This window comes from Pseudorhodoplanes sp., assembly GCF_050250235.1.
Classification (GTDB): domain Bacteria; phylum Pseudomonadota; class Alphaproteobacteria; order Rhizobiales; family Xanthobacteraceae; genus Pseudorhodoplanes.
The window spans coordinates 1-26,588 of sequence record NZ_JBFWPA010000089.1; the positions used below are offsets into that span (position 1 = coordinate 1).

The window sequence follows — 26,588 nt, forward strand, 5'->3', positions numbered from 1 at the left end:
CTTCGCCGAGAAGCCGATCGTGTAGACATAGCCGAACACGCCGAAGACCTGCCACAGCATCAGCATCTGATCGCGCAGGTTCGGTTGAATGTTGGTGATCACGACCTTGGAGCAATCGACCTTCGTTACCTTGCAGAGCGCCGGAAACAGTTTCAGGGCGCCGTCATTGGCAGCACCGCCAAGCTTCTTGCCGACGAAGTCCTTCGGCTCCTTGATCGGCGAATCGGCCTTGACCGCAACCGTGAAGGGCGGACGGTTATACATCACGTAGACCGCGACCGGCGCCTCCTCCGGCTTCTTCGCCGCAAGCTCGATCAGCGCGTTGATGTCGCCGAAGCCGATGTCGTAGGTGCCGTTCGCCACCAGCGGCACCGCAGCGCCGGAGCCGTTGCCCTGGTCCATGGTGACGTCGAGGCCTTCGGCTTTGAAATAGCCGCGGTCGTCTGCGAGGAAGAACCATCCCTGCGGGCCCTGGTATTTCCAGTTCAGCACCATCTTGAGTTTGGTCTGCGCCGCGGCCGGCGCAGCAAACGCCAAGGCGCCGCCGATCGCGACCGCGAGTGCCAGGCTCAATATTCTGAATTGCTTCATGACGCGCTCCTGTTGTCGGGGCCCGGTGGTCAGCCCTCTCGTGAGGCGGGCGTGCAATCGGCATGCTCGCCACCTGAGGGAGACGCTAGGCGCCTTCAGTGCTACGATCTGCCGCTGATTTTTTGCTAGAGCGATGCCATTTTGGCATCGCTGAGCGTTCCGCCGGAGCGTCAATTGGGTCTAATCATATGAGACACCTACGTTTTCTTCATTATTTCGACGCCGTGGCCCGTGCCGGATCAATCCGGAAAGCCGCGGAGCGGCTCAACGTCACGTCGTCGGCCGTCAACCGACGAATCATGGACCTGGAAGCGGAACTGGAAACACCCCTGTTCGAGCGGCGCCCACGCGGGGTGCGGCTCACCGCCGCCGGCGAATTGTTCGTCCACCACGTCCGCGGCCAGACTGCGGATCTCGATCGCGTGCGCTCGCAGATCGAGGATTTGAAGGGGCTTCGCCGCGGCACGGTGCGCATTTCGGCGAGTCAGGCGCTGGTGCTCGAATTCCTGCCGCGCGAGATCGCCATCCACCGCGCACGCTTTCCCCTGGTCCATTTCGACGTGCGGGTACAGGATCACATCAGAGCGATGCAAAGTCTCGCCGACTACGAGGTGGATCTCGCGCTGGTGTTCCGGCCGCCCTATCTGCCGAATTTCCGGCCGCTGATGTCGTTCGAGCAGCGGCTGGTTGCGCTGATGCCGGTCGGTCATCCGCTGGCGGTCAAGCCATCGCTCCGGCTGCGCGACTGCGCGCGCTATCCGGTCGCGCTCGCGGAGCCCGGGATCGGCGGACGCCAGTTGCTCGACGAGGCGCTGGCGCGCCGCAACCTGCGCTTCGATATCGTCGCGCAATCCAACTCGTTTGAGTTTCTGCGTCATCTGGTGATGCGCGACAGTGTCATATCGTTCCAGATCGGGATCGGCGCATCCTCGGACGAGAACCGCGGCATCGTGGTGCGCGAACTCGATGAGCGCGACACGCCGCGCGCCGACCTTGTGCTCGGCCAGTTGAATGATCGCAATCTGCCGGTCGCTTCCGCGAAGTTCGCCGAACAGCTGACGCAATCATTGCTTGCAATGCGCGGAGAAGCGTTGCGCGCGCGCGCGTGACCCTCAATTGTCGCCGTCCACGCCGCCAGCAACCGCTACGCCGGGCGAGCTATCCGGGCTGTAGCCCGGAGTTCCGCGCAAGAGATTTTTCTCACGCGATCACTGCATCAGTTCTGGCGGAGTTCGCCTTCCATGACGAACCGTCGTTCGACTGGCCCCGGAAATTGCAGACGAAAGGTTCCCGCACCTTTGAGTGTCTCCCATTTGCCTGTTCCGCCCACGACGCGCCACACACCGCTGTCGATGAGCTTCGGCTTGGTGTCAGGTCCAGGGACGAACACGGCCTGGATGGTCCACTTCAGATACGCCTTGCTGCCGTCGGGCGCCGCGAATTCGAGATAACCATGCGGCTCGCCGCCGACGCCTGGAACGATGTCATGCACGCCGTATTCCTGGACGTTCGCTCCCGCAAGCGGGCCTTGACCTTCGGTCTTTCCCTCCCGCCGTACCAACAGGAAGAAGCGCTTGCTCGCATCGACAAAGTCAAGCCGGATGGCTTGCTTCTGCGCAACAAGCGCGTCGAATTTCACCGGCTCCGCCTGAACGGCAGACCCGAGGACCAGTATCGCAATCGCTGTGGTCGCACCCAAACGGTTCATGTCGCTTCCTCCGATATGGCGTCAGTCAATCGGGGCGCGCCGCTGCCGTAACGAAGAAACCCGCAGGAAAGGACGAAGTTTTCCCGAAATCCGAGGCAGTAATGGATCGCGCGGAGCCTGTGCCTTGGGTTTGCGGGCTGAAATGGCTTGGCCTAAGCTGCTCCCTCTGCCAACCCGGCCAGCCTATGCCGTACCGGAGGCTGCGATCCGCAAGTCGAAGAGAAACAGCAATGAGCGGTTTGTCGCGTCGAAAGGCTCTTTGCCTGACTGCCATCGTAGCCGGTTCACTGCTCGCGGTGCCTACACCATCCGCGTCGCGAGATGAAATTCCGCTGGCAATCAAAGGCTACGACCCGGTTGCGTATTTCACGCTCGGAAAGGCGACGCCCGGATTTCCCGACTTGGAGCTTCAATGGGACGAGCACCGCTATCGGTTTTCCAGCGGTGAGCATCGGACGCTTTTCAAAGCGGCTCCGCAACATTACGCTCCGCAATTCACCAATTATTGCGCGATGGCTCTCGCGCTCGGCAATGTGGTCGAGGCCGATCCGGAAAGCTGGCTGATCAGCGACGGCAAGCTTTACATCTTCGGTGGCCCTGCAGGTCGGGACCGGTTTCAGCAGGACCTCAGTGAGAACATCGCCAAGGCCAATGAGAACAGGGCTCAAATTCAGGAGCGGTAGCGGTCATTGTTTCCGCGGCTGCATGGCAGGATAAAGACCGGCCCGTCGCATGCCGTCCCGCAGATGTTCCAGATCTGCCGCATTGAGGAACTTGCTGCCAAATCGCATCGCATCGAATGTCGGGTCCGTGTGTCGTATCACGCTCACGGACCGGCCGGCTTCCTCAAGCCGATTGAGCTGCGCAGAGGATGCTGCGAGCATGACATGGCTGAAATGCGCCACGCCCGTCTGATGGATGTTGGATTCGGCCTGGCGAATGGCCGCCTCGTACCTTCCCTTCAGATAATAGGCCATGCTGAGGGCATTCCGGTCGAAGGCGTTGGGTGTGGGATCGATGCGTTGCGCCAGTTCCAATGCCTCGATCGCAGCATCGGTCTGACCCAGCCACATCAGGATATTGCCACGGGCGGCAATGCCATCCGCATCGCTCGGATTGATGGCGAGTGCTTCGTCGAGTTCGGTCCTGGCCTGCTCGTATCTTTGATGGAAAAGGTGTATCCGGCCGAGAATGATACGCGCGCGCACCTCGGTATCGCTGAGACCGAGAGCCTTGTGTGCGAGTTCGCCCGCGCGGCTCAGAAACGCCGCGGGTGACTCGGCCCAACCCATCGAGACCGCGATATAATAGGTTTCGGCAAGCGCGGAATGGGCGGCGGCATAGTCCGGATCGAGCTGGATCGCGCGCTTGAGCAGTTCGCGCGCCTCCGCGATGGTGGCGCGCTCCGGGCGGTTCAGGGCTGGCCGCGCGCGGAGAACCAGATCGTATGCTTCAAGGTTTTCCGTCGGGCGGGAAGGTACCCGCTGCTGTTCGACCTCCGTAATCCGGATCGCCAGTGCTCCCGCAATGTGGGTGGTGATCTTGTCCTGCAGATCGAAGATTTCGGCAGGCGCGTCGTCAAAGCTGGAAGACCAAAGCACGTGGCCCTTGGCATCGACGAGATGGACGGCGATCCGAAGCCGCTCCCCGGTATGGCGAATGCTGCCTTCGACCTGATAGCGGACCGCGAGGGCGCGGCCGACCTCTCCGGGACTCGCAGACTTGCCCTTGTATGGCAGCACCGCGTTCCACGACATCACCGTCAGGGCTGAAAACCGTCCCAGCGCATTGATGATGTCCTGCGTCAGTCCGTCTGCAAGATAGTCACGAGCGCGTTCGTCGTCTTGAATGAGGAAAGGAAGAACAGCAATGACGGGCTTCGACCGGCCCAAGTTGCTTTCTGTGGATCGATCTCCACCGCGCAAGGGGTTGAAAAGCCCGGTCTCATAGCCGGAACCCGTCAACGCGGCACCTGCGGCGAGCAGAACGATCAGAATCAAAGTGGCATATCGTCGATAGCGCGAGGCGAAGTGCGTGGCGAGCCATGTCCGCATCGGAGACGGGATGCCAGGCGATCGCGCTTCATCGCTGCCGGGTTCGCCGCCGAACACGTCGGCATCGAGCCGATAGCCGCGGCGCGGAACGGTCCGGATCAAGCGCGACCCGTCATTTCCAAGCGCCCGTCGCAGCTCGCCGATGCTCTGCACCAGCGTATCGTCCGTGACGGCGAGATTCGGCCAGACCACGGCAAACAGCTCTTCCTTCGAAACAAGCCGGCCGGAATTCCCCACAAGGTGCTGAAGAACTGCAAAGGTCTTGGGTCGCAGCGTGATCTCACGACCGCCCAGGAACAGGGAACCGCGATCAAGATCAAGGACGTAACGGTCGAAGCGCAACAGCCGACGATGCGCAAAAATGTCCGCGTTTCCAGTCACCATGGTGCGGGTCCTCGCAGCGACCAGCTTCAATCTACCCGACCGTGCCCCGGTATTAAAGGTCGGCACGCCGGCATGGGCAGCGGCCAAATTGGCGGTATTGCGCCTGGCGGCGGTGGGGTTTGCGAGCAGCCGCGACTGACTGCGTGCCATGAGGCCGCAGCTATTCCGGATCGCCGATGCCGCCGCCTGCGTAGCGGTTGAGACCGAGCCGCGCGCGGTTCACATTGCGCGCGGCTTCTAACAGGTAGGGAAGCGCCGGCGCATTGCGCTGTGCAAGCGTGGCATAATCGGTGTCAGCCTTTGCCATGATTTCCGTGAGTTCACCGCGGAAACTGTCCCAGTCGAGTTTCACAGGCTTGCCCCCGGACAGGACAATGTCGCCATCGATCATGACGGTATCGACCGCACGCCCGGTCTCGCTGTAGACCATCTGCCGCGCGGCGGAATTGAACGGCTGATAGGCGTAATCGGACAGGTCGATCAGCGCGAGATCGGCCTTCATGCCGGCTTTCACTTCGCCGACCTGTCCCGCAAGTCCGACCGCCCGCGCGCTGCCGATGGTCGCGGCATCGATGGCATCGCAGGCGAACACCCCGGACGCCTCGCCATCCATACCCTGCGCCAGCAGCGCGTACATCTTCATCGCCTGGAACAGATTCTGACAATCGCTGCAACTGCAATTGTCGCAGCCGAGCGAGAGATTGATTCCGGCGCGTTTGAAATCGATCAGCGGCGCCGTGCCATTCTTCAGCTTCAGATTGGCCAGCGGGTTATGCACCACGCCGGCACCGGCCTTCGCCAGTTCGTCAATCTCCGGCCGCGTCAGATAGACGCCATGCGCCAGTGTCGTGCGATGCGTGAGCAGGCCGATCTCGCGCATGTAGCGCACATAGGAGCCGCCGAACTTGGCATAAGCTTTGCGCGCTTTCGCAAGCTGCGCTCGGGTTTCGTAGGTGTGGGTGAGCACCGGCAGGTCGAAGTCGGCGGAGATGGCCGCGAGCCCCTCCAGCAACTCGGTCGAGCAGCGCTGCGGCCCGGACGGGCCGATGGCCCAGTGCAGGCGCGGTGGCAAGGGTTTGCGGCGCGCGAGTTGCGCTCGGATGAAGGCGATGTCGGCTTTGGCGTCGCCCGGCTTGCCGTTGATGAGCGCCGCCACGTCAGCGGGAATCCCCGGCGGCAGGAACGGCTCGATATCGAGTGCGGCGAGGTCGCGCACGGCGATGGAGAACACCACGCGGATGCCGACTTCGGCATAGGCGGACAGGATCGTGTCGAGCGTCTCCTCGTCCTGCGGCACCAGCGAGTTCATGTCCTGGATGGTGGTGATGCCATGCCGCAGCGCTTCGAGCGCACCGAGCAGCGTGCGCGCGCGGAGTTCCGCCTTGCTGCGCGTGCCCCAATAGGCCGGCTGCGAATGCAGCATCCAGACGTCGAACGGCATGTCCTCGAAGCGACCTTTGCTGAGGACGTCGTAGGAATGGTAATGCGCGTTGACCAGACCGGGGATCACCAGCTTGCCGGTGGCGTCGATCACCCGCGCGTTCGGCTCTCCGTTGCTCGCAGCCCGAGCAATGTCGGTCGCGGCCGGCTCGCCGGGCTCTACGACGCCGAGGATGCGGTCTTCTTCGAGGATGATATCGCGCAGTGGCGGGCGATGGATGTCGCCCGCCCGGTCATAAACGCGGCCGCCTCTTATTACAGTTTTCATTCACTCAGTTCGGCTTCGGCGCGAACATCCTGTCAGACTTCGCCGGCAGGAACGAGCGGTTGAACACCTCGGACGCCTTCGGCTTGGCTTTCAGGTCATAGGCTTCCGCGATGACATCGATCGACCGGGTCAGTTTGCCGTCCGTGAGGTCACCGAAGCCAAGCTCGGTGAATTCTGCGCCATTCATCAGATGACCCAGCGCATAGGCGATGCGCTTCTTCTCGACATCCTGATTGATCAGCGGCTCGATCTTGGCGAGCGTTTTCACGCCCATCTCGGGGTTGTCGATCACCTCCTTCAGCGCCTTGTTGATAGCGCGCACGAGGCCGGCGACCGCCTTCGGATTTTCCTTCAGGAGCTTCTGCGAAACCATAATGCCGTTGGAATACAGATCGAGACCGTGGTCGCCATAGTTGAACCAGCGATAGTCAGTGTCGGGATTCTGCTTTTGCTGTATCAGGTTCATGTAGCTCGTGACGTTGAACACCAGCGAGCCCTGCACCTGATCCTGGATCAGCATCTGTTCCTGCAGGTTCGGCGCCATGTTCAGGATATCGATCTTTGAAATGTCGATCTTGTTGGCCTTGGCGAGGCTGGGCAGAAGCTTCAGGGTGGCGCTGCCGGCGGGCCCGCCGAGCTTCTTGCCTTCGATGTCCTTGATGGACTTGATCGGACCGCTCGTCTTGGTGACCAGCACGAAGGGTGGCCGGTTGTATATCTGATAGACCATGACCGGCGCTTCGCCCGGCTTGATGGCGGCCACCTGAATGATGGCGTTGATATCACCGAAGCCCGCATCATAGGCGCCCGACACAATGCGCGACACAGTAGCAGCCGAGCCTTCGCCCTGATCGATTTTCACGTCGAGGTCCTCGGCCTTGAAGTAGCCCTTCTCCTGGGCGACATAATACCAGGCGTGAATGCCCTGGTGCTTGAAGTCGAGGGTGAAGCGGATCGGCGTCAGGGATTGCGCGACCGCAGGCACCGCCGTCATCAATGCGAACGCGCCGGCAACAACCGTCCGGCGCGCAATCTTGCGGGTGATCATCGAAAACTCCCTTGAGTCGACAAAACGCTGCGGCTTGCAGCTTCGGCACACGCCGAATTGAAATTGAAGTCAGCAAGCGTCGTGCCATCGTGACAAGCGATCCGCGCAACCGCGGAAACCAACCGGGTCGGTCGCACGCTACGTTTGATCAGTTTCCCGATCTGCCGCTAATTTAGTTCCGGAACGATGCCGAAACGGCACCGCTTGCGCTCTGGACGTCGTCAGCCTGAAAAATGTGCAGAATTGCCATTGCGCAATTCAGTCAGCACCGGGTTGTGGCTCTGGCCAGACGCAGCGCTATAATGCGTGTTCAGACGCGGAGATTTCCATGGCGCAAAGCCAGCTTCCTCTCGCCACCGTTCACGGCCTCTTCCACATCGCAATCAAGACCGCGGACCTTGCCTCCACCGTGCATTTCTGGACCAAGGTGATCGGGCTGAGGGACATGCATCGGCCGGATTTTGGCTATCCGGGGGCCTGGCTGGCCTGCCCGCAGCCCGGTGGCCTCGGCATCATCCACATTTACGCCGGTGGACCTGCGCTCGGTCCGGAAGGTAAGGCTCCGTACGGCACCGCTGCAATCGATCACGTATCGTTGTCGTGTTCCGGATTCCGGTCCTACATCGATCGCTTCAAGAAAGCCGGACTGGACTGGCGCGAATTCGAGGTGCCGGGAACCACGCTCTGGCAATTGTTCGTCTACGATCCTAGCGGCGTCCAACTCGAGCTGACCTTCGAGGGCAGCATCGAGGGAGAACAGGGACCGGACCTGTCGCCCGGCCGGGTCTATGTGCCGGGCGCAAGCTTCTTCAAGCCTTCAACCTATCCGAGGCTGCTCGAGCCGGCGTGACGCCGCGCCAGCTCGAACACCTATTTTTCCGCGACCGTCAGCGAATAGCGCCCTTCCGCCGCGAGGCATTGTGCCTCCGGCAATCCGAGCTCTTTCCGCACAATATTTGTGCCGAGGACCATCGACACCATTTTGTATGCCGCGTGCCGCCGTCCCATGCCTTCTCTGCCCATGCCGCAATCGGACGAGATGACCAGCCGCTCGGCCGGAACATGCTTCAGCGCCTCGCGGATCAGCGCCGCGACCTCGTCCGGCCGCTCGATCTGCAGGGTGTGATGGTCGATCACGCCGATCACCACCTTCTTGTCCTTGATGATTTCGCCGATCGCCTTCAGATCGCCCGGCCCCGACGAGCAGGTCTCGAAGGTCAGCGCATCCGCCTCGACCGTATTGAGCGCCTCCAGCGTAGGCTGATAGCTCTGCGGCTCCCTGAAAATGCGCTGCTGCGAGGGATTGCCCCAGCAGGTGTGGCACCAGACCTCGGTCTTGTCGCGCAGGCCCTTGACCGTGTTATTGAAAATCTTGACCAGGTCGGCGACATCGAGCTTGCCGAAGGCCTTGCCGCGCACCGGCACCATGTGGATTTGCGGCTCCTCCATCTGCAGCACCGGACAGCCGGCATCGGCCAGATCGTGCAGTTCCTCGTTGATGGCATCGCTCAGCGCCCAGGTGCGCTCGATCGGGTCCTTGTAGTAATCGTCCTCGCAGGACGCCGCGAGCAGTTCGGGCAGAATGGTGCCGAACTTGACCGGACGGTCGGTCATGCGCTGCGCGACTTTCCACATCGGCGCGTATTGCAGGTTGCCGCGGCCGACCGGACCGGTGATCTTCGGGAACACCCGCGCTTCCAGGAAATCGTGCAGGATATGCCCGCGCGGATAGGCGACGGCCCCCACCTTGTAGAAGGTCGGGCTGGCTTCTTTCGAAAATCCCGCCATGTGAGTGAGCGGATAGCTCTGCCAGCTCATGCCTGCGACCTGCTCGTCGTAATGCGCGTCACCGTCGGTGACGATGTCGAGACCTGCCGTTTCCTGCGCGCGCAGGTAACACGAGACCGCATCCTCGTATTGTTCGCGGTAGCGCGAATTCACCATGGCTTCGAGGAACGGGGTCGAGCCGAGCGTCGCGGTGTACCAGGTCGGACGCGGCAGCGATCCGATGATCGACGTGGGCAGCATGACGCCAGCAGAAGCCTTGAACATGAATTCCTCCGTGTCCGTCCGCCGTTGCTCGCGGATCGGTGAGCGTGCCATGCACGCAACATTCCCAATGCGCCAGCAATTTTTTTCTGCGCCGGCGCCGCGAGTGCTATCATCGCGGCAAACGATTGCCAAGTTTTGCCGCGCGGGCTAGGCTTTCTCCCAAGGTCGAACGACAAGGCCAAACGGGAGGACATCCATGCTCGTGAAACAGCGCCGCCGGCTGGCGGCCCTTGCGTTGAGTGTTGCAGCAGCCGTCACGATTCTGTTTTCTCCGGCGAATGCCGCCGATCCGCTTCGCATCGGCTTCAGCATCAGCGCGACTGGCCCGACATCGCCGGCCGGCAAGCAGGTGCTGGCGGGGCTCGAAATCTGGCGCGCCGATGTGAACAAGAAAGGCGGACTGCTCGGCCGCCCGGTCGAGTTCGTCTATTACGACGATCAGGGCAATCCGGCCAACGCGCCCGGCATCTACGCCAAGCTCATGAGCGTAGACAAGGTCGACCTGCTGATCGGCCCTTACAGCACCAACGTGATCGCGGCGACCATGCCGGCGATCATCCAGGCCAACCGCACCACGATCGGGATATTCGGCCTCGGCGCCAACAAGGAATTCAAGTATCCGCGCTATTTCTCAATGAATTCGCAGGGCCCGGACACCGGCAATTACTCGAAATGCGTGTTCGACCTGGCCGCCGAGCAGAAGCCGATGCCGAAGCGCATCGCCCTGATCGGCGCTGACGTCGAATATTCGCGCAATGCGCTGGACGGCGCGCGCGCGAACGCCAAGAAGCTCGGCATGGAGATCGTGTTCGACCGCACCTACCCGCCATCGACCACGGAATTCACCTCGGTGGTGCGCGCCATGGCGGCCGCCAATCCGGACGTGGTGTTTGCGGCGACGCTGCCGATCGACACCGCGGGCATCATCCGCACCGCGAATGAAATCCAGTTCAAGCCCAAGATCATCGGCGGCGCGATGCTGGGCCTGCTCGTCACCGGCATCAAGCAGCAGCTTGGACCGATGATCAACGGCTATATCAGCAACGAATTCTATATCCCGGCACCCAGCCTGCAATTCGCCGGCACCAGGGAGATGATGGCGGAATACCAGAAGCGCGCGAAGGAACTCGGCCTCGATCCGCTGGGCTACACCTATCCACCATACGCCTATGCCGCGGGTCAGATCCTGGAAAAGGCCGTGACCGCGACCAAGTCGCTGAACGACGACGCGCTGGCCAAATACATCGCCGCCAACACATTCGACACCGTGATCGGGCCGATCTCGTTCGGACCGAATGGCGAATGGAAAGAACCGCGCATCATCTGTATCCAGTTCAAGGGCGTGACCGGAAATGACATGAGCCAGTTTACCGACTGGTCGCGGCAGGTCGTGGTCTATCCGCCCAAATACAAGGCGGGTGAACTGATCTTCCCGTTCGCGGATGCCTCGAAATAGTAGCACGATGGCGAAGCCTGCTTTCACAAAGCGACAAGGTTTCGGGCGGTCCGCCGTCCGAAACCTCCATGCCGACGCGCCAGGAACGGTCCGGTGAAGTCGCGCAGGAAAGCACGGGTCGGCCTGAAGGATCTCGCGCGTGAGGTGGGCGTGCATGTCTCGACGGTCTCGCGCGCGCTCAACCCGGACAGCGGGCATCCGGTCGCCGCCGACCTGATCGCTGAAATCCGGAAGGTCAGCAAGCGGCTGGGCTACCGGCAGAATCTGGCGGCCTATTCGCTGAAGACCAACCGCTCGCGCACCATCGGCGTGGTCGTCCCGGATATCACCGACTCGGTGTTCCCCCCGATCATCCGCGGCATCGAGGACGGGCTCGCGCAATATGGATATGTTGCGATGCTCGCCAATACCGACGGCAATCCGCGGCGTCAGGTCCGGGTGCTGGAGACCATGCGCGCGCGCGGCGTCGACGGACTGATCCTGGCGAGCGTCTTGCGCACGGACAAGACGCTATCGCAACTCGCCGCGGGCCTGCCGGTCGTCACCGTCAGCCGCCGTACCGACGATCCGCGCTTTTCTTCCGTGGTCCACGACGAAGACGACGGAATCGGCCGTCTCGTCACGCATCTGGTCTCGCTCGGCCATCGCGACATCGCCTGCATCGCGGGACCGCAGACCGTTTCGACCGGATTCAGCCGCTACAACGCCTTTCTCCGCCATCGTGACCACGCCGGTTTGAGTGCGAGCCCGGCACTGGTCACCTATGCCAGGGCCTTCAACGAAAGCGAAGGCGAGCGCTGCGCCGAGGAGTTCCTGGTGGCCGGCGCGCCGTTCAGCGCGGTGGTCTGCGCCAATGACCGGCTCGCGATCGGCGCGATCTCGGCATTCCGCCGCCACGGCATCGCCTGCCCGGACGATGTTTCGGTGACCGGCTTCAACGACATGCCGCTCGCCGACCGGCTGTCGCCCGCGCTCACCACGGTTCGCGTCCAGCACAGCAAGGCCGGCTTCGAAGCCGCCGGACTGCTCGTCGACCTGATCGAGAACGAGGCTCCGGAGCCACATCACCTGGTACTGCCGGTCGAGACCGTGGTCCGCAACTCGACCGCGAGATGTGCGCTAGCCGCCGGGGCAAGAATGAGCGAAGCCGCAGGAGAACAGGCGTGAGAATTGGGTTTGTCGGGCTGGGCGTCATGGGCCTCGGCATGGTGCCGCGCTTGCAGGCCGCGGGATACAAGGTGGCCGGCTGGAACCGGACGAAAAGCAAGGCGCAATCGCTGATCGACGCCGGCATGGGCTGGGCCGACACGCCGCGCGCCGTGGCCGAAATATCGGACGTGGTGTTCACGGTCGTCACCGATGGCAAGGCGGTGAAGGATGTTGCGCTCGGACCGGACGGCATCATCGAAGGCCTGAAGCCCGGCGGCATCTATATCGACATGAGCACGATCGCGCCGGAAGTCACCCGCGAGGTAGCGGACGCCTTCGCGGCAAAGGGCCTCGTGATGCTGGACGCGCCGATTTCCGGCTCGCCGGTCACGCTCAACCAGGGCAACGCCTCGGTGATGGTGGGCGGTGACGAGGCGGCGTTCGAGAAGGTCAAGCCGGTGCTGCTCGCGATCGGCCCCAAGGTGACGCGGATCGGCGCCAGCGGCCTTGCGGTGAAAATGAAGATCGCCGTGAATCTGCTGCTGATGGTAGAGGTCATCGCATTCGGTGAGGCTGTGGCGCTGGCGGAAAAGGGCGGCGTGTCGCGCGAGGCCGCGGTCGACGCGATCCTGAAAAGCGTCGCCGCCTCCCCGGTGCTCGGCTATCGCGGGCCTTTCATTCTGGAAGGCAATATGCCGGAGGTGCCGCTCGCCGACGTGACGCTGCAGCAGAAGGACATGATCCTGGCGCTCGACATGGGCCGCAAGCTCGGCAGCCCGGTGCCGCTGGCCGCTGCCGCCAACGAACTGATGAATGCCTGCCGCGGTCTCGGAATCGACCAGAACGATTTCGTGGTCGCGCATCAGGTCTATCGCCGCCTTGGAGGATATCCGAAGTGACCGCGCCGAAAATGTATCGTACCAATATCCGCGACGTGCCCAAGGTCGAGGGTCTCGCGCGCAAGGACGGCTGGGTCGAAATGCAGGTCCAGTTCCTGATCGACAAGAAGTCGGCGGGCGCCGACCACGTGGTCGGCTGGACCGTGCTGAAGCCCGGCGCGCGGCACGAAAGCCATCGGCATCATAACTGCGATGAGTTCTTCATCGTACTGAAGGGCAAGGGGCACATCTACACCGACGAGGGCGACAAGCCGTCCGGCGAAGGCGACGTGGTCTATTCGCCGCGCGGCTGCTGGCACGGCTTCAACAACACCTCGGACGAGGACGTGGTGCTGGTCTGGGGCTGGATGGGCGCTGGCTCGATCGAAGCCTCGGGCTACGAAGTCGATCCCGCGAGCCACCCATGACGGCGGCGCTCGACGATCCGCGCATCCAGGCCGGGATGCGCCGGCAATTCGCGCTGCTGGAGGAGCGAAAGCGCTCGGGCGCGCGCCGGATCGGCTGGAAGGTCGGTTTCGGTGCGCCGGCAGCCAAGGAAAAGCTGAAAATCGAGAGCGCGCTGGTCGGCTTCCTGCTCGATCGCGCCGTGCTGCCGGATGGAGCGAGCGTATCGCTGGCAGGCTGGAGCAAGCCGGTCGCCGAGCCGGAAATCGCCATCGAGATCGGACGCGATGTGCCGGGCTTGGCGAGCGAGCAGGAGGCGGCGCAATGCGTCGCAGCCATCGGTCCCGCGATCGAACTGGCCGACATCGACCGCCCGCTGGACGACGTGGAGTCGATCCTCGCCGGCGATATTTTCCAGCGGCACGTGATCTTCGGTCCACGCCAGGCCGTGGCACTCCCGGGCGGATTATCCGCACTCACCGGCGAGGCGATCCGCAACGGCCATGCGATTGCCGTTCCCTCCGATCTTGAAGCCAATACCGGCCGCCTGCTCGACACCGTCCGACAGGTCGCGGCGACGCTGACGGCGTTCGGCGAAAGCCTGCGCGCGGGCGATGTGATGATCGCGGGATCGGTTACCCCGCCGCTGATGCTCGACGTGGACGATCGGGCGCTGTCGTGGGAGTTGCGGCCGATCGGAAAGGTCGGGGTGAATTTCAACGCGTAGCTCTATCCTGTCATTCCGGGCGCGCGCATTTGGCGCCTGATGATTTGACCCGGCTCGAACAACGTCATTGCGAGCGAAGCGAAGCAATCCAGTTTTTCAAGGCCAGATGGATTGCTTCGTCGCTAGCGCTCCTCGCAATGACGGCGGTCAAAACCCTGCCGGCAGACCCGCCCATATATCGGCTTCCGTCATCGGCCGAGGCAGCATGCTCTGCGCCGAGATGTAATTGAGTGCCAGCGCCACACTCGGCTCGATCGCGGCGCGCCCGATCGGCAAACTCCCGGTAGATGGCGTGTCTTTCCACGCCGCCTTCACGGCCGCCCAGAATTCCAGCAGCAAATCTCGCTGCGCATCCACCACCGACTGCTTCGCCACGAGCACATGGTTCACCGGCACGAAGCCGTGCTTGCGCGTGAATTCACGTCCCGCGGCTTCGGCATCCGGATAGACATCGGCGAGATCGGCATCCGCCGGCTTGTCGTTGCCGACAATGATCGCATCGAGGTCGCCGGACCGCAGCATGTCGAGCAGCGCGCTGCCCGGCTTCGCCCGCGTCGCGAAGGCCGGATCGGAATATTCCGCGACATGCGGGTCCTCGAATGTAGTCCAGTGCACCTGCTCCGGCGCAATGCCGAAACTTTCTTTCAGGATGCCGCGCACCCACGCACCCGTGGTCTGGCTGTAGGCGCGCACGCCGATCCGCTTGCCTTGCAGGTCGGCAGGCCCTCTAATGCTCTCGTTCTTTGCCAGCTTGATCAGGCTGACTTCCTGCGAGCGCGCGGCGACCGCCGCCGGGATCAGCACCAGCGGCTTGCCGAAGGCCTTGGCCTGCAGGAAGGTCACCAGCGCCATTTCGGAGATGTCATAGGTGCCTTGCCGGACCATCTGCGCAAAGGCCTTGGTGATCGGCGACACCTCGACGAAATCGAAGTTCTTCGATCCGGCCAGCCGCTCTTTCAGCAGCCGCGTATGCGGATAGTTTCCAATCGCCACACTCAGCACGCACGTTCTCCGTCGAACTCTCGCCTTGTCATGCCCCGCGCACGCGGGGCATCCAGTCGGCTCCGCGGTTATGCTGGATTGCCCGCTTTCGCGGGCAATGACAACCGAAGACGGCCGCCTCAGAACATCGGCGGGAACGGCCGGCCGCCGCGGTCCAGCGTGATCCAGCGCGTCTCGGTGAAGGTCTCGAGCGACCAGCGACCGCCATGCTTGCCGGAGCCCGAGGCCTTGAAGCCGCCGAACGGCACATGCGGCTCGTCGTTCACCGACGAGCAGTTGATGTGGCAATTTCCGGTATCGAGCTTGTTGACGATGGCGAGTCCCCTGCCCTCATCGCGCGTCATCACGCCGGCGGACAGCCCGTATTCGGTGTCGTTGGCGATCTGGATCGCCTCCTCGTCGGTGCGGAACGGGATCACCGGCACCACCGGACCGAAAGTTTCGTCCTGATAGAGCTTCATGTCGGGCGTGACGCCGGTGAGAATCGTCGGCTCGACGAAGCGGCCCTCGATCTTGCCGCCGAGCACCACCTTGGCGCCTTTGGCGATCGCGTCTTCGAGCTGCTCGCGCACCTTGCCGACCTGCTTGTCGTTGATCAGCGGGCCGATGATGTGTTCCTTGTTCCTGGTCGGGTCGCCCACTTTCAAGAGCTTCGCCCGCTCGACGAAGCGCTTGAGGAAGTGGTCGAAAATCTTCTCGTGCACCAGCACCTTTTCGACCGACATGCAGATCTGGCCCTGATGCATGAACGAGCCGAAATTGGCGGCCTGGGTGGCGCGCTCCATGTCGGCATCCTCGCACACGATGAGCGAGTCCTTGCCGCCGAGTTCGACGCAGCACTTCTTCAGGTGCGCACCGGCCTTGGCGGCGACCTGCCGCCCGACCGCGGTCGAGCCGGTGAAGGAGATGCCCTTGACATAGGGATGCTCGATCAGTTCGTCGCCGACCTCCTGCACATTGTCGCGCGAGCAGGTCACCACATTGAACACGCCGTCCGGCAGGCCCGCCTCCTTGAATACCTCGGCGAACAGCAGGCCGCCGCAATACGGCGTCTCCTCCGACGGCTTCAGCACGATGGTGTTGCCGGCGGCGAGCGGAAACGCGAAACCGCGCGACGACAGGATGCACGGGAAATTCCACGGGCTGATGATCGACACCACGCCCATCGGCCGGCGCACCGCCATCGACAGCTTGCCGTATTCCGACGGCATCACCTCGCCGGTCGATTGCCATACCGAAGCCGCCGCCGCGCGGAACACCTCCACGGTATAGCCGGTCTCGAACATGCCCTTGCCGAACCAGCCGCCGCCTTCGGCCTGCAGCGCCTCGACGATCTCCATCCGGCGCTTTTCGAGAATTTCGGCCGCCTTCTCGAGATAATGCGCGCGCTTGGTGAAGGGCAAAGCCGACCATTCCGCAAACGCAGCATGCGCCGCCTCGATCGCCGCCGCGGTTTCGGCGCGGCCGCAATCGGGCACCTCCGCCCAGACCGAACCATCCGCCGGATTGAGGTCCTTGAACATCCTGCGCGCGGATGAACGACCGCCGATAAACTGGCCTTCGAATACACGTGCCATCTGATCTCTCCCTCTCGGGTGTCCTATCTTATCCCTTGCGGGCGCTAGTTGGTATCGGGGTCGCGGCCCTGCAAATCCTGCGGCCGCAGCCTCGCCATGGTCAGGCGCTTTCGCCGCGATGCGACATGCTGCGACTGGACCTCAGTCGCGCGCGCCACCAAGACGTCAATGTCGATGCCGCCGCTCGCCGGCGGCGACGCGCCGCTTTGTTCCTCGGCATCGATATCGACACCGCGGCTGTTATGTCCGAGCAGCGGATCGGGCTCGGCCTTTCGCCCTTCGCCTGACGACGGCTCATCCTTGCGCGCGAACGCGCTCGGCACCGGCGCGCCCACCCGCCGCTGCCGGATGTGCTCGGCCATGCGATCCGAAGCCGCGCGTGCAAGTCCCGCCGGATTGAGCGCATCGATCTCGATCAGCGCCGTCGCCGGATCATAGATGCCCGCAAAAGCCGACGGATTGTCGCGCGACGCGCGCAGCGTGCGAACGTGACGCGCGTGGCGCAGCGTCGCCGCCTTCGCGAGGTCTGCGGCGTTTTTCGCAATCCGCTTTCCGTCCGCGGCCACCGGCATCGGGCTTGAATCAGGAGTTCGCGGCACGACGGCAGCGAGTTCCGCCCACGGATCGCCTTCGGTCCTTGGATCGTACCGTCCGGCAAATGCACTGGGGAGCGGCGCAGCCTGCCGCAGCGCGCGCACAAACGCCATCCGAATTGCACCGGCGCGCTGCGCCAGGCTTCCGATCAGCCGGCCGACCGACACAAGATCAAGGGGTAGCGGAAACGGCGCCGGGAGCCGCACGGGCGAGGCCGTGCCTTTGGTGCCGCGCCTGGTCCCGCCGAGATAGGCATTCACCACCGCCGGATCGGTCATCAGGCTTTGCGCCGCGCCCTCGCCGGTGATCCGGCCGACTTCGATCAGGTAGCCGCGGTCCGCGATCCTCAGACTTTGCCGCGCATTCTGCTCGACCAGAAGAATGCCGACGCCGGTTTCGGCGATCTTGCCGAGGACGCGAAACAGTTCCTTTGCCAGCACCGGTGACAGTCCGAGCGACGGCTCATCGAGCATCAGGATGTCCGGCTGCGACATCATCGCTCGGCCGATCGCAACCATCTGCTGTTCGCCGCCGGACATCGTGCGCGCGATCTGGGACCGGCGTTCGGCAAGGCGCGGGAACAAGGTCAGAATGCGGTCGAGCGTCGCCTGTTCGCGCGCCCGCGCACGGTTCGGGAAAGCTCCAAGCTCGAGATTTTCCGCGACCGTCAGTTCTCCGAAGATGCCACGCCCTTCAGGAACGAGCGCGATACCCTGCTCGACAATCAGATGCGCCTTCATCCCGGTGATGGCACGGCCATTCATGACGATCTCGGTGCCAGGCTCGACCCGCACCGTGCCGGCAATCGCCTTGAGCAGGCTTGACTTGCCGGCGCCGTTGGCGCCGAGGATGACGCAGACCTCACCCTTGCCGACCTTCACCGAAACCTGGTCGAGCGCGTGGTGGCGGCCGTACCGGACGCTGAGATTCTTCACCTCAAGCATCGTCGTCATCTCCGAGATAGGCTTCGATCACCTCGGGGTCGGCAAGCACATCGTCGACGTCGCCCTCCTTGATCTTGCGGCCGGAATTCATCACCACGCAGCGCCCGCACAGCGAGCGGATCGCATCCATCACGTGCTCGACCATGATGATGGTGCGGCCCTGGCGGCTCAGTTTTTCGATCAGCTGGATACCGATATTGAGTTCGCTGGGGTTAAGGCCCGCGAGCCATTCGTCAAGCAGCAGCACGCGCGGATCGGATGCGAGCGCACGTGCCAGTTCGACGCGCTTCTGGTCGATATAGGTCATCGCCGCCACCGGCACATGCTCCCGGCCGCGCAGGCCCACAAGCGCGAGCAGGTCATGCGCCGCATCCCGCGCCTGCGCGCCCCAGAGCCGTCGATGGCCGAACACGGCGCCGGCGATCACGTTGCACTCCGCATCCATGGACGGCAGCATGCGGACAAGCTGGAACGTGCGGGCGACGCCCTGTCGCGCAATCTTGTGCGCCGGCAGGCCGGAAATCCGCGTTCCGGCCAGAACGATTTCACCGGCATCCGGCGTCAGCGCGCCGGAAATCAGATTGAGCATCGTGGTCTTGCCGGATCCGTTCGGGCCGATCAGCCCGAACAATTCACCCTCCTGCACCTCGAAGCTGACGTCATTGACGGCGACAAGACCGCCAAAAGCCTTGCGCGCACCGGAGATGCTGAGCGCGGCCGCGGTCATGCGTGTTCCTTCGCCACCACGGATTCGGCATGTGCGCGCGGCTTGCGCAGATGCGCCCATGCCTGTTCGAGCCGTCCGGTGATGCCGTCGGGCAAGAGGTACACGATGACGAGGAAGGCGATACCGATCACGATCGAGGTGTCGTTCGGAAAGCGGACCGACACGAAGTCCATCAGGATCGTAAACGGAATCACGCCGACCAGCGGTCCCCACAGCCGGCGCGTTCCGCCCAGCAGCGCCATGATCACCACATTGAAGGAGATCATCGGGTTGAACGCGGATGGCGGCTCCACATAGCTGTAGCGCGGCGCAATAATGGCGCCCGCTATTCCGATGAAGGCGCCCGAAATCATGAACAGGATGATTTTCAGCTTTGCGGTGTCGATGCCGGAATGCCGCGCGACGGTCTCGTCATTGCCGATGATCTGCATGGCGAAGCCGAGCCGCGAGCGATTGATCAGCCAGCCGGTCAGGAATATCACCGCCGTCAGCGCCAGCAGCATCCAGTAGATGTGCGTCTCGGTGAAGTCGGTGAAGACATAGAGGCCCATTTTGGCCGAGACCTTGACCTGCGTATAGGACACGATCTGACGGACGAGTTCGGCCAGTCCGAACGTGAAGATCACGAAATAGACGCCGGAAATGCGAAGCGTCGCGGCGCCGACAAGTCCCGCCAGCATCGCCGCTGCCGCACCACCGATCAGCAGGAGCGCCGCAAACGGCAGATAATCGAGGCCAAGCCCGACGGAATAGGTCCCCAGCCCGAAGAAGGCCGCGGTCGCGAGCGACACATAATGGGTCGGTCCGGAAAACAGCGTCCACGCCGTGCACAGCGCGGCATAAAGCACCATGTTGACGGCAAGCGTGAGATAATAGCCTTGGTCGAGCAGCGGCAAAGCGGCGGCCGCGGCAAATGCGACCGCGCCGATGGCCGCGATCCGGACTTCGCCGGAGGACAGACCGGTCATGCCTGCTGCCTGCCGAAAATGCCCTGCGGCCTGAACAGAAGCACGAGTGTGAACAGCGCATAGGTCGCGGCGAGCGTCAGCCCGGGATCGATGAGGCCGGTGACAAAGGTCTCGGCGACGCCGAGAATCAGCGCCGCGATCACGGCACCGCGGACATCGCCGACACCGCCCATGATGACGATGATCAGTGCCTTCATGGTGAAGACAACGCCCATGGAGGCGTTGAAGGTATAGAAGGTCGAAATCAGAGCGCCGCCGCAGGCGGTGAGCGCACCGCCGAGCGCGAACGAGAGCGCCGCCGCCCGCGCGATGTCGATGCCGACGAGATTGGCGGAGTTCGGATTCACCGCAACCGCACGCACGGCGGTGCCATAGCGCGTGCGGTAGAGGAAGAGATAGAGCGCCATGGCGATCACGCAGGCCGCGGCGAAGGCAACGACGCGATTGAGACCGTAGAAGCGGCCGAATATCTCGAACCGCTCGGCCAGAAATGCATAGGACGTATAGGCGCCGCCGAAGGCGCGCCGCATCAGGCCTTCAAACAGAAACAGCAGACCGAAGGTCGCGAGAATCGAGTCGACTTCGAGCATCCCTTGGGTCTTGGCGCGATCGACCAACGGCCGCAGCAGGATCATGTAGATCGCCCAGTTCACCACGAAAGCGATCGGGGCAATGATCAGCAGGCCCCAGAGCGGGTTCACCTGATATGATGTGAACAGCCAGAATGCGATGAAACAGGCTGCGACCAGCGTCTCTCCGCTGGAGAGATTCATGATGCGCGCGACGCCGTATTGGAGCGTCAGACCGAGCGCTACAAGAGCATAGGTTCCGCCGAGCAGAACACCGGTGACGATCGTCTCCATTCTGGGTCCCGTTGGAAAATCATCCGGCGCGGCGTCGCGCCGCGCCGGATGATTTCGCGCCTCGAAGGTTACTTCCAGGGCTCTTTCTTGACCGGAGCCTTGGCGCCCGGGATGCCCGCAGACGCCACACCGTTGAAGGAACCGTTCTGCCACTGCCCAACGGTCCAGACATTATGATTGATGTTGTCGGCAAGATTGACCTCGCCGACAACCGTCATAAAGGGCTTCTTCTTGATCTCGGCGATCACCGCGGCCTTGTCGGTGGTGCCGGCGCGTTCGATCGCCTGGCCGAGAATTTCGAGACCGGCATAGGTCATCGCGCTCGCCCAGGAATCGACGTCGGCGCCCGTGAGCTGCTTGTGCCTCGCGCGGTAGTCCTGAAACGCCTTTGAATCCGGGTTGACGCCGCCGACGCCCATCACGCCGTTCGCATTATCCTTGAAGCGTCCGGCAAAGCCCGGAAATGCCGTGCCGACGCCGACGTAGAAGGCGCCGACATCGAACTTCTGAATCCGCGCCTGGTCCGTCAGCGCGAAGGTATCCGGCGGATAGGAGAACGCGACGAACGCATCCGGATTGGCCGCCTTGGCCGCACTGATGATCGGGGCCACGTCCTGCGTGCCAAGCGGATAGGACGCTTCATACACGATCTCGAATCCGGCTTTCTGCAGCGCCGGCTTGCCGGCGCGAACCAGTTCAAGACCGAAGGCGTCGGCGACGTTGACCAGCGCTACCTTCTTGCCGATCGCGCCGGAGTCCGCCAGCTTCTTGAGCGCGTCCGCGACGCCTTCGGCGAGCTGCTTCGAGGTGCCGAGCAGCCAGAACGAATTGGGCCAGCGCTTGGCAAATTCCGGAACGTTGTCGGTCGCAGCCGTTGTTGCGATGTGTGGATAGCCGTATTTGGCGATCAGAGGCGCGGTCGCCACATTGATGCCGGTCGAGTACGGCGTGACGAGGAAGTCGACCTTGTCGACGGTCGCGAGGCGCTGGATGTTCTTGACTGCTTCCTCGCCGCTGGTCTTGTCGTCGTATTCGACGAGTTCGAGCTTCATCTGCTTGTTGCCGACCTTCAGGCCGCCGCGCTTGTTGACGTCATCGATCCACAGCTTGACGTTCGGCCAATGGGTGACGGCGGCGCCGCCCGCAAGCGGGCCGGTCTTGGGCGCGCTGGCGCCGATCTTCAAGGTGTCCTGAGCGGCCGCAAATCCGGTCGCCATGACGAACGCGGCGGCCGAGACCGCCATCAGCATCGTCAGTCTCCTGAACATGAATTCCTCCTCTGTAAACGGGGTGCGCGTTTGGCATGTTTTTGTTGCGGACCGGCACTTTATCCGCCGGTGCGGGCCATGGTCCAGCATGGTTCATCGTTAACGTCAATTGCCGGCACGCCTTCCTTGTGGGCGACGGCTGGCGGGCGTGGTCCGCCGCGGACGACAGGTGCGGCGTTCTGCCGCCAGCCGGGACGGTTTGGAACGGCTCCCAGAAATGGCCGTCTTGAAAGCCGGCCTTGCCGTAAATGATCCAGCCAATCAGGCAAAATGGATGGTCTTGGTCTCGACGTAGTTGTCCAGTCCCTCGATCCCGCCCTCCCGGCCGACGCCAGACTGCTTGAATCCGCCAAACGGATGCTTGGGATCGACAATCATCCCGTTGATGGTGACGCTGCCGGTGCGCATCCGGCGCGCCATCCGGTAGCCACGCTCCGGATCGGCGGTGTAGACCGCGCCGCTCAGCCCATAGACCGAGTTGTTGGCCTTGCGAATCGCGTCATCCTCATCGGTATAGGTGATGACGGAAACCACCGGACCGAAAATCTCCTCCTGGGCAATCTTCATGAACGGATGCACGTCCGTGAATATCGTCGGCTCGATGTAATAGCCCTTGTCGAAGCCCTTCGGGCGGCCGCCACCGCAGGCAAGCGTTGCACCTTCGGCGCGGCCGGCTGCGATATAACCCTGCACGCGCTGGAGCTGGCGCGCCATGGTCAGCGGGCCCATCTGGGTGTCCGGACTGAAGGGGTCGCCGACCTTGATGCGCGACACCGCGCCGACGAACATGTCGAGGAAGTCCTGCTTCCGGCGCTCCGGCACCAGGATGCGCGTCAGCGAGAAGCAGACCTGTCCGGTGATCGGCATCGAATAGACCATCAGGCTCGGCAGCGCGGCGGCGAAATCCGCGTCATCCAGAAGGATCGCCGGCGATTTTCCGCCGAGTTCGAGGCTGACCCGCGCCAGCCGCTGCGCGCAGATCGCGGCGATGTGTTTTCCGGCGGCGGTCGAGCCGGTGAAGGCGACCTTATCGACGTCCTTGTGGCGCACCAGATAGTCGCCGCCCTCGCGGCCGGCCGGCACCAGATTGAACACACCCGGCGGCAGCCCGGCCTTCTCGATGCATTCGGCGAGGATATAGGCCTCGAGCGGCGTCTCCGGCGACGGCTTCGAGACAATGGTGCAGCCCGCCGCAAGGCCGGCCGCCACCTTGTAGCTCAGCAGCACCAGTGGCGCATTCCACGGCGTGATCGCGGCGCAGACTCCGACCGGCTCCTTGACCACCTTCACCTTTCCGCCGTCGTCGCGCTTGCGATCGTCGACGAACGGATAGGTTTCGATCAGGTCGGCGTAGTAATTGAACAGCGCAGGATTTTGCCCAACCAGTTTCTTGGTGAGCATGATGGGCGCGCCGACCTGAAGCGTCCAGGCATTGGCGATGTCGTCGAGGCGCTCCGACAGCAGCGCCGCCACCTTGCGCAGATGGCGCGCGCGCTCGGCCGGCGCCATGCGCGGCCACGGCCCTTTGTCGAAAGCGTCGCGCGCTTCCGCCACCGCGCGGTCGATATCGGCGCGGCCGGCCTCGGGATAGCTGAGAATGAGGTCCTCGGTGACGGGGGAGATCACGTCGAGCGTCTGCCGCGAAATCGGGTCGACCCACCGGCCACCGATGAACAGCCGCTCAGGCGTGACAGGCGTCGTCGCAATCTTCGGCATCACGTTCATGGAAAGCACCCTCCCGACACGCGTCTCTGGGCAGCGTCTTGCGGCGCCGCGATGGCGCTGCCGATCGCCTGCGATGCAGCAGGCGATTATTGCATACTATCGCAAGGCACTCTTCCTGCCTCAAGCACGCCCTCCAGCCTGACCCAACTCGCTGGATTGCGATGCCCCGTCCCTGCCGGCGGACCGATCGGCACAGGGCGCAGGTGCCACACCGCCGTCATTCAAGGCGAACAAATTCCTGGCGTCGCGTGGCGTTGCCGGATGCTCGCCCAGTTCCTGTATCATGCGCACCGCCTTTTCGACCAGCGCCGCATTGCTTGGCGCCGGCACGCCGCGGGCGAGATAGAGATTGTCTTCGAAGCCAACCCGAACATGGCCACCGAGCAGCACGGACTGCGCGACCATCGGGAATTGCGCGGCGCCGATACCGAAGGCGGCCCAGATCGCGCCGTCCGGGAGATGATCGCGCATCGAAAGCATGGTCTCCGGGGTTGCCGGCGCTCCCCAGGGGATGCCGAGACAGATCTGGAACAGCGGCGGCGCCGCGATCAATCCATGATCGATCAGGTGCCGCGCGAGCCGGATATGGCCGAGTTCGAATACCTCAAGTTCCGGCCTGGTGCCGTTGCCCAGGATCGCCCGCGCCATCTGGCGCAGATGCGCCGGCGTGTTGACGAAAACCACCTCGCCGAAATTCATCGAGCCGACATCAAGACTGCAGATATCCGGCTTGAGCGCAAGCACATGTGCGACGCGACGGTCGGGATGCGTCAGGCTCGACCGCGGATCGGGGACGCGCGGCTCCGCCGCTCCCGGGAGAAAGGAAGCGCCCGCCCCGGTCGTCAGATTGACCAGCATTTCGGTGCCGGACTGGCGGATGCGGTCCACCACCTCGCGATAAAGCTCCAGTTTCATGCTGGCGCGTCCGGTCTGCGGATCGCGTACATGGATATGCGCGACCGCAGCGCCTGCGCGGGCCGCCTCGATCGCCGAATCCGCGATCTCCCGCGGCGTCACCGGCACCGCCGTGTTCTTCCCGGAGAGTTCGCCGCCGCCCGTAAGCGCGCACGTAATAATGACTGGCCGGCTCATGCGATGGTCTCGTCCTTTCCTGCGGGCTGCCCGCGCCCCGCGAAGGTTCTTGCAGCGGTTGTCAGGGCAACCATGATGGCGGCGATCATGCCGACGACCGCGATGCTGTGGCTGACGAGCGGCGAGATGCCGAGCAACTCCGAGCGCTGGCCGGAGCGGTCGGCCGAAACTCCGCTGTTCCAGACGAGCCAGGCCAGCAGCGCGAGGACCAGCGCCATCACCACCAGCCAGAACGCATCGATGCGGGCATTGACCGGCGCCGGCAGATGCGAAGTCGCGACGTCCACCACGATGTTGCCCTGGACGCGCAGGCACCGGGCGAGCCCGAGAAATCCCAGCGTCACCATCATCAATTCGGTCTGTTCCACCCCGGCGCCGATCGTGAACAGTCCGAGCGAGCGGCCGATAATGTCGAGCACGGTCAGCGACATCATGTAGAGCAGCGCGATCCCGGCGATGACCGCAAATGCAATGTCGAGCTGCGACAGGATCGCCCTGACGATTTTCACGGCGCCACTCCATAGAGCAGGTTTGGCAGCCAGAGCACGATCGCCGGGAACATCATCAACAAGCCGATGCGCACGAAATCCGCGGCGATATAGGGATAGACGCCGCTGAAGGCTTCGCCGGTCGTAATGCCAGGCACGACCCTGGTCAGCACGAACACATTCATCCCGAACGGCGGCGTGATCAGCCCGAATTCCACGACCATCACCATGATGATGCCGAACCAGATCGGATCATAGCCGAAGCCCGAGACGATCGGGAAAATCACCGGTGTCACAATGAACAGGATAGCGATCGAGTCGAGAAAGCAGCCGAGCACGATCAGGACGCCGATGATGGCAATCATGGCACCGGTGGGGCCCCAGCCGAGTTCACGGACCAGCTCTTCCACGCCCTGCGGCACACGGGCGGCCTGCAGGAAATACTCGAACACCGAAATGCCGATCACGGCGAACAGGATCATGACCGAGGTCTGCACCGCCTCGACCACCGCATCGAACAGCTTCGGAATCGTCAACTCGCGCTGCAGGAACCCCAGCACGATCGCCCCGAACGCGCCGACCGAAGCGCCTTCCGTCGGCGAGAACATGCCGGTGAACATGCCGCCCATGACGATGGCGAACAATGCCACCACCCCCCACACGGCGCGCAACGCGCGCCAGCGCTCCGGCCAGGGCGTCTTCGGGCCGGCCGGTCCCATTTCCGGCCTGAAGCGCATCCAGGCGCTGGTCGCGAGACAATACAAGAGCGTCGCCAGAATGCCCGGGATGATCCCGGCGGCGAACAGACGGCCTAGCGAGGTCTGCGTCACCATCGCATAGATGATCATGGCGACCGATGGCGGGATCAAGATTCCGAGCGTACCACCGGCTGCGAGCGATCCCGCGGCGAGCTGTTTCGAATAGCCGTAGCGCAGCATTTCCGGAATCGAGACGCGTCCCAGCGTACTTACGGTCGCAACGCTTGATCCGCAGATCGAGCCAAAGCCGCCGCAGGCGACGATGCTCGCGATGGCAAGCCCGCCGCGGCGATGGCCGACAAAGGCATAGGCTGCGCGGTAGAGCGCCTCCGCGAGCCCTCCCTTTACCGCGACACTGCCCATCAGGATAAACAGCGGGAGCACCGACAGCGTATAGCTCGACAGCACCGTGATCGGCGCGT

24 protein-coding genes and 1 pseudogene are annotated in these 26,588 nt (G+C 63.3%); 8 read left to right on the forward strand and 17 right to left on the reverse strand.

Annotation, left to right across the window (positions count from 1 at the left end):
• On the reverse strand, positions 1 to 591 hold a 591-nt coding region (locus AB7F49_RS27510), incomplete at its 3' end, for an ABC transporter substrate-binding protein (protein ID WP_428528357.1).
• 188 nt (positions 592 to 779) lie between these two features.
• On the opposite strand from AB7F49_RS27510, the gene AB7F49_RS27515 reads away from it, so the two are divergent.
• Positions 780 to 1,700 (forward strand): LysR family transcriptional regulator, encoded by a 921-nt coding sequence (locus AB7F49_RS27515; RefSeq protein WP_428528358.1) that lies wholly within the window; start codon positions 780 to 782, stop codon positions 1,698 to 1,700.
• Positions 1,701 to 1,807: 107 nt separating this feature from the next.
• On the opposite strand, the gene AB7F49_RS27520 is transcribed toward AB7F49_RS27515, so the two are convergent.
• Positions 1,808 to 2,299 (reverse strand): hypothetical protein, encoded by a 492-nt coding sequence (locus AB7F49_RS27520; protein WP_428528360.1) that lies wholly within the window; start codon positions 2,297 to 2,299, stop codon positions 1,808 to 1,810.
• Positions 2,300 to 2,529: 230 nt separating this feature from the next.
• On the opposite strand from AB7F49_RS27520, the gene AB7F49_RS27525 reads away from it, so the two are divergent.
• A complete protein-coding gene (locus tag AB7F49_RS27525) occupies positions 2,530 to 2,982 on the forward strand; it encodes a YHS domain-containing (seleno)protein (protein WP_428528362.1) in 453 nt (150 codons plus the stop codon).
• A 3-nt stretch (positions 2,983 to 2,985) separates the two neighbouring features.
• On the opposite strand, the gene AB7F49_RS27530 is transcribed toward AB7F49_RS27525, so the two are convergent.
• The 3 genes from AB7F49_RS27530 to AB7F49_RS27540 are packed head-to-tail and all read right to left on the reverse strand — an operon-like array spanning position 2,986 to position 7,493.
• Entirely contained in the window at positions 2,986 to 4,887 is a 1,902-nt protein-coding gene (locus tag AB7F49_RS27530; protein WP_428528364.1) for a winged helix-turn-helix domain-containing protein, read from the reverse strand.
• Positions 4,888 to 4,897: 10 nt separating this feature from the next.
• Complete coding sequence (locus AB7F49_RS27535) at positions 4,898 to 6,445, reverse strand: amidohydrolase family protein (RefSeq protein ID WP_428528366.1); 1,548 nt, start codon at positions 6,443 to 6,445, stop codon at positions 4,898 to 4,900.
• Positions 6,446 to 6,449: 4 nt separating this feature from the next.
• Positions 6,450 to 7,493, reverse strand: a complete 1,044-nt coding sequence (locus AB7F49_RS27540; protein WP_428528368.1) for an ABC transporter substrate-binding protein — start codon at positions 7,491 to 7,493, stop codon at positions 6,450 to 6,452.
• A 328-nt stretch (positions 7,494 to 7,821) separates the two neighbouring features.
• Here AB7F49_RS27540 and AB7F49_RS27545 point away from each other — a divergent pair, with 328 nt between their 5' ends.
• Positions 7,822 to 8,343: a VOC family protein gene (locus tag AB7F49_RS27545; protein ID WP_428528370.1), complete on the forward strand. Its 522-nt coding sequence runs from the start codon at positions 7,822 to 7,824 to the stop codon at positions 8,341 to 8,343.
• Positions 8,344 to 8,363: 20 nt separating this feature from the next.
• Here AB7F49_RS27545 and AB7F49_RS27550 read toward each other — a convergent pair whose 3' ends face one another.
• Positions 8,364 to 9,545: a hypothetical protein gene (locus AB7F49_RS27550; protein ID WP_428528372.1), complete on the reverse strand. Its 1,182-nt coding sequence runs from the start codon at positions 9,543 to 9,545 to the stop codon at positions 8,364 to 8,366.
• 196 nt (positions 9,546 to 9,741) lie between these two features.
• Here AB7F49_RS27550 and AB7F49_RS27555 point away from each other — a divergent pair, with 196 nt between their 5' ends.
• From AB7F49_RS27555 to AB7F49_RS27575, 5 genes are all read left to right on the forward strand, one after another.
• The gene (locus AB7F49_RS27555; protein ID WP_428528374.1) at positions 9,742 to 11,001 is read left to right on the forward strand and encodes an amino acid ABC transporter substrate-binding protein; all 1,260 of its coding nucleotides are present in this window, start codon (positions 9,742 to 9,744) and stop codon (positions 10,999 to 11,001) included.
• A 93-nt stretch (positions 11,002 to 11,094) separates the two neighbouring features.
• The gene (locus AB7F49_RS27560; RefSeq protein ID WP_428528376.1) at positions 11,095 to 12,168 is read left to right on the forward strand and encodes a LacI family DNA-binding transcriptional regulator; all 1,074 of its coding nucleotides are present in this window, start codon (positions 11,095 to 11,097) and stop codon (positions 12,166 to 12,168) included.
• The gene (locus AB7F49_RS27565) at positions 12,165 to 13,049 is read left to right on the forward strand and encodes an NAD(P)-dependent oxidoreductase (protein WP_428528378.1); all 885 of its coding nucleotides are present in this window, start codon (positions 12,165 to 12,167) and stop codon (positions 13,047 to 13,049) included. The genes AB7F49_RS27560 and AB7F49_RS27565 overlap by 4 nt, the downstream gene beginning before the upstream one ends.
• Entirely contained in the window at positions 13,046 to 13,456 is a 411-nt protein-coding gene (locus AB7F49_RS27570) for a cupin domain-containing protein (RefSeq protein ID WP_428528380.1), read from the forward strand. The genes AB7F49_RS27565 and AB7F49_RS27570 overlap by 4 nt, the downstream gene beginning before the upstream one ends.
• Entirely contained in the window at positions 13,453 to 14,160 is a 708-nt protein-coding gene (locus tag AB7F49_RS27575) for a fumarylacetoacetate hydrolase family protein (RefSeq protein ID WP_428528382.1), read from the forward strand. The genes AB7F49_RS27570 and AB7F49_RS27575 overlap by 4 nt, the downstream gene beginning before the upstream one ends.
• 147 nt (positions 14,161 to 14,307) lie before the next feature.
• Here the strand turns inward: AB7F49_RS27575 and AB7F49_RS27580 are convergent, their stop codons facing one another.
• The 11 genes and pseudogenes from AB7F49_RS27580 to AB7F49_RS27630 form a co-directional block, all read right to left on the reverse strand.
• Entirely contained in the window at positions 14,308 to 15,162 is an 855-nt protein-coding gene (locus tag AB7F49_RS27580) for an ABC transporter substrate-binding protein (protein WP_428528384.1), read from the reverse strand.
• Positions 15,163 to 15,281: 119 nt separating this feature from the next.
• Positions 15,282 to 16,739, reverse strand: a complete 1,458-nt coding sequence (locus AB7F49_RS27585) for an aldehyde dehydrogenase family protein (protein WP_428528385.1) — start codon at positions 16,737 to 16,739, stop codon at positions 15,282 to 15,284.
• Between the two features lie 830 nt (positions 16,740 to 17,569).
• A pseudogene (locus tag AB7F49_RS27590) lies at positions 17,570 to 18,277 on the reverse strand (ABC transporter ATP-binding protein); the annotation flags it as partial.
• A complete protein-coding gene (locus AB7F49_RS27595; RefSeq protein ID WP_428528387.1) occupies positions 18,270 to 19,004 on the reverse strand; it encodes an ABC transporter ATP-binding protein in 735 nt (244 codons plus the stop codon). The gene AB7F49_RS27595 and the pseudogene AB7F49_RS27590, both read right to left, overlap by 8 nt.
• Positions 19,001 to 19,972 carry a branched-chain amino acid ABC transporter permease gene (locus AB7F49_RS27600; protein WP_428528389.1) on the reverse strand — a complete coding sequence of 324 codons (972 nt, stop codon included), beginning with the start codon at positions 19,970 to 19,972 and terminating at the stop codon, positions 19,001 to 19,003. The genes AB7F49_RS27595 and AB7F49_RS27600 overlap by 4 nt, the downstream gene beginning before the upstream one ends.
• Positions 19,969 to 20,835 carry a branched-chain amino acid ABC transporter permease gene (locus AB7F49_RS27605; protein ID WP_428528391.1) on the reverse strand — a complete coding sequence of 289 codons (867 nt, stop codon included), beginning with the start codon at positions 20,833 to 20,835 and terminating at the stop codon, positions 19,969 to 19,971. The genes AB7F49_RS27600 and AB7F49_RS27605 overlap by 4 nt, the downstream gene beginning before the upstream one ends.
• 68 nt (positions 20,836 to 20,903) lie before the next feature.
• The gene (locus AB7F49_RS27610) at positions 20,904 to 22,103 is read right to left on the reverse strand and encodes an amino acid ABC transporter substrate-binding protein (protein ID WP_428528393.1); all 1,200 of its coding nucleotides are present in this window, start codon (positions 22,101 to 22,103) and stop codon (positions 20,904 to 20,906) included.
• A gap of 261 nt (positions 22,104 to 22,364) precedes the next feature.
• Positions 22,365 to 23,828: an aldehyde dehydrogenase gene (locus tag AB7F49_RS27615; RefSeq protein ID WP_428528395.1), complete on the reverse strand. Its 1,464-nt coding sequence runs from the start codon at positions 23,826 to 23,828 to the stop codon at positions 22,365 to 22,367.
• Between the two features lie 120 nt (positions 23,829 to 23,948).
• On the reverse strand, positions 23,949 to 24,920 hold the full coding sequence (locus AB7F49_RS27620; RefSeq protein ID WP_428528397.1) for a 3-keto-5-aminohexanoate cleavage protein: 972 nt from the start codon (positions 24,918 to 24,920) through the stop codon (positions 23,949 to 23,951).
• Entirely contained in the window at positions 24,917 to 25,429 is a 513-nt protein-coding gene (locus AB7F49_RS27625) for a TRAP transporter small permease (RefSeq protein ID WP_428528399.1), read from the reverse strand. The genes AB7F49_RS27620 and AB7F49_RS27625 overlap by 4 nt, the downstream gene beginning before the upstream one ends.
• Positions 25,426 to 26,588: TRAP transporter large permease (locus AB7F49_RS27630; RefSeq protein ID WP_428528401.1), on the reverse strand; the 1,163-nt coding region annotated here is incomplete at its 5' end. The genes AB7F49_RS27630 and AB7F49_RS27625, both read right to left, overlap by 4 nt.

Bases quoted from the DNA above. Each gene is read 5' to 3' on its own strand.
- AB7F49_RS27515 (WP_428528358.1), top strand. From the start codon at position 780: ATGAGACACCTACGTTTTCTTCATTATTTCGACGCCGTGGCCCGTGCC.
- AB7F49_RS27520 (WP_428528360.1), bottom strand. From the start codon at position 2,299: ATGAACCGTTTGGGTGCGACCACAGCGATTGCGATACTGGTCCTCGGG.
- AB7F49_RS27525 (WP_428528362.1), top strand. From the start codon at position 2,530: ATGAGCGGTTTGTCGCGTCGAAAGGCTCTTTGCCTGACTGCCATCGTA.
- AB7F49_RS27530 (WP_428528364.1), bottom strand. From the start codon at position 4,887: ATGGCACGCAGTCAGTCGCGGCTGCTCGCAAACCCCACCGCCGCCAGG.
- AB7F49_RS27535 (WP_428528366.1), bottom strand. From the start codon at position 6,445: ATGAAAACTGTAATAAGAGGCGGCCGCGTTTATGACCGGGCGGGCGAC.
- AB7F49_RS27540 (WP_428528368.1), bottom strand. From the start codon at position 7,493: ATGATCACCCGCAAGATTGCGCGCCGGACGGTTGTTGCCGGCGCGTTC.
- AB7F49_RS27545 (WP_428528370.1), top strand. From the start codon at position 7,822: ATGGCGCAAAGCCAGCTTCCTCTCGCCACCGTTCACGGCCTCTTCCAC.
- AB7F49_RS27550 (WP_428528372.1), bottom strand. From the start codon at position 9,545: ATGTTCAAGGCTTCTGCTGGCGTCATGCTGCCCACGTCGATCATCGGA.
- AB7F49_RS27555 (WP_428528374.1), top strand. From the start codon at position 9,742: ATGCTCGTGAAACAGCGCCGCCGGCTGGCGGCCCTTGCGTTGAGTGTT.
- AB7F49_RS27575 (WP_428528382.1), top strand. From the start codon at position 13,453: ATGACGGCGGCGCTCGACGATCCGCGCATCCAGGCCGGGATGCGCCGG.
- AB7F49_RS27585 (WP_428528385.1), bottom strand. From the start codon at position 16,739: ATGGCACGTGTATTCGAAGGCCAGTTTATCGGCGGTCGTTCATCCGCG.
- AB7F49_RS27595 (WP_428528387.1), bottom strand. From the start codon at position 19,004: ATGACCGCGGCCGCGCTCAGCATCTCCGGTGCGCGCAAGGCTTTTGGC.
- AB7F49_RS27600 (WP_428528389.1), bottom strand. From the start codon at position 19,972: ATGACCGGTCTGTCCTCCGGCGAAGTCCGGATCGCGGCCATCGGCGCG.
- AB7F49_RS27605 (WP_428528391.1), bottom strand. From the start codon at position 20,835: ATGGAGACGATCGTCACCGGTGTTCTGCTCGGCGGAACCTATGCTCTT.
- AB7F49_RS27610 (WP_428528393.1), bottom strand. From the start codon at position 22,103: ATGTTCAGGAGACTGACGATGCTGATGGCGGTCTCGGCCGCCGCGTTC.
- AB7F49_RS27615 (WP_428528395.1), bottom strand. From the start codon at position 23,828: ATGAACGTGATGCCGAAGATTGCGACGACGCCTGTCACGCCTGAGCGG.
- AB7F49_RS27620 (WP_428528397.1), bottom strand. From the start codon at position 24,920: ATGAGCCGGCCAGTCATTATTACGTGCGCGCTTACGGGCGGCGGCGAA.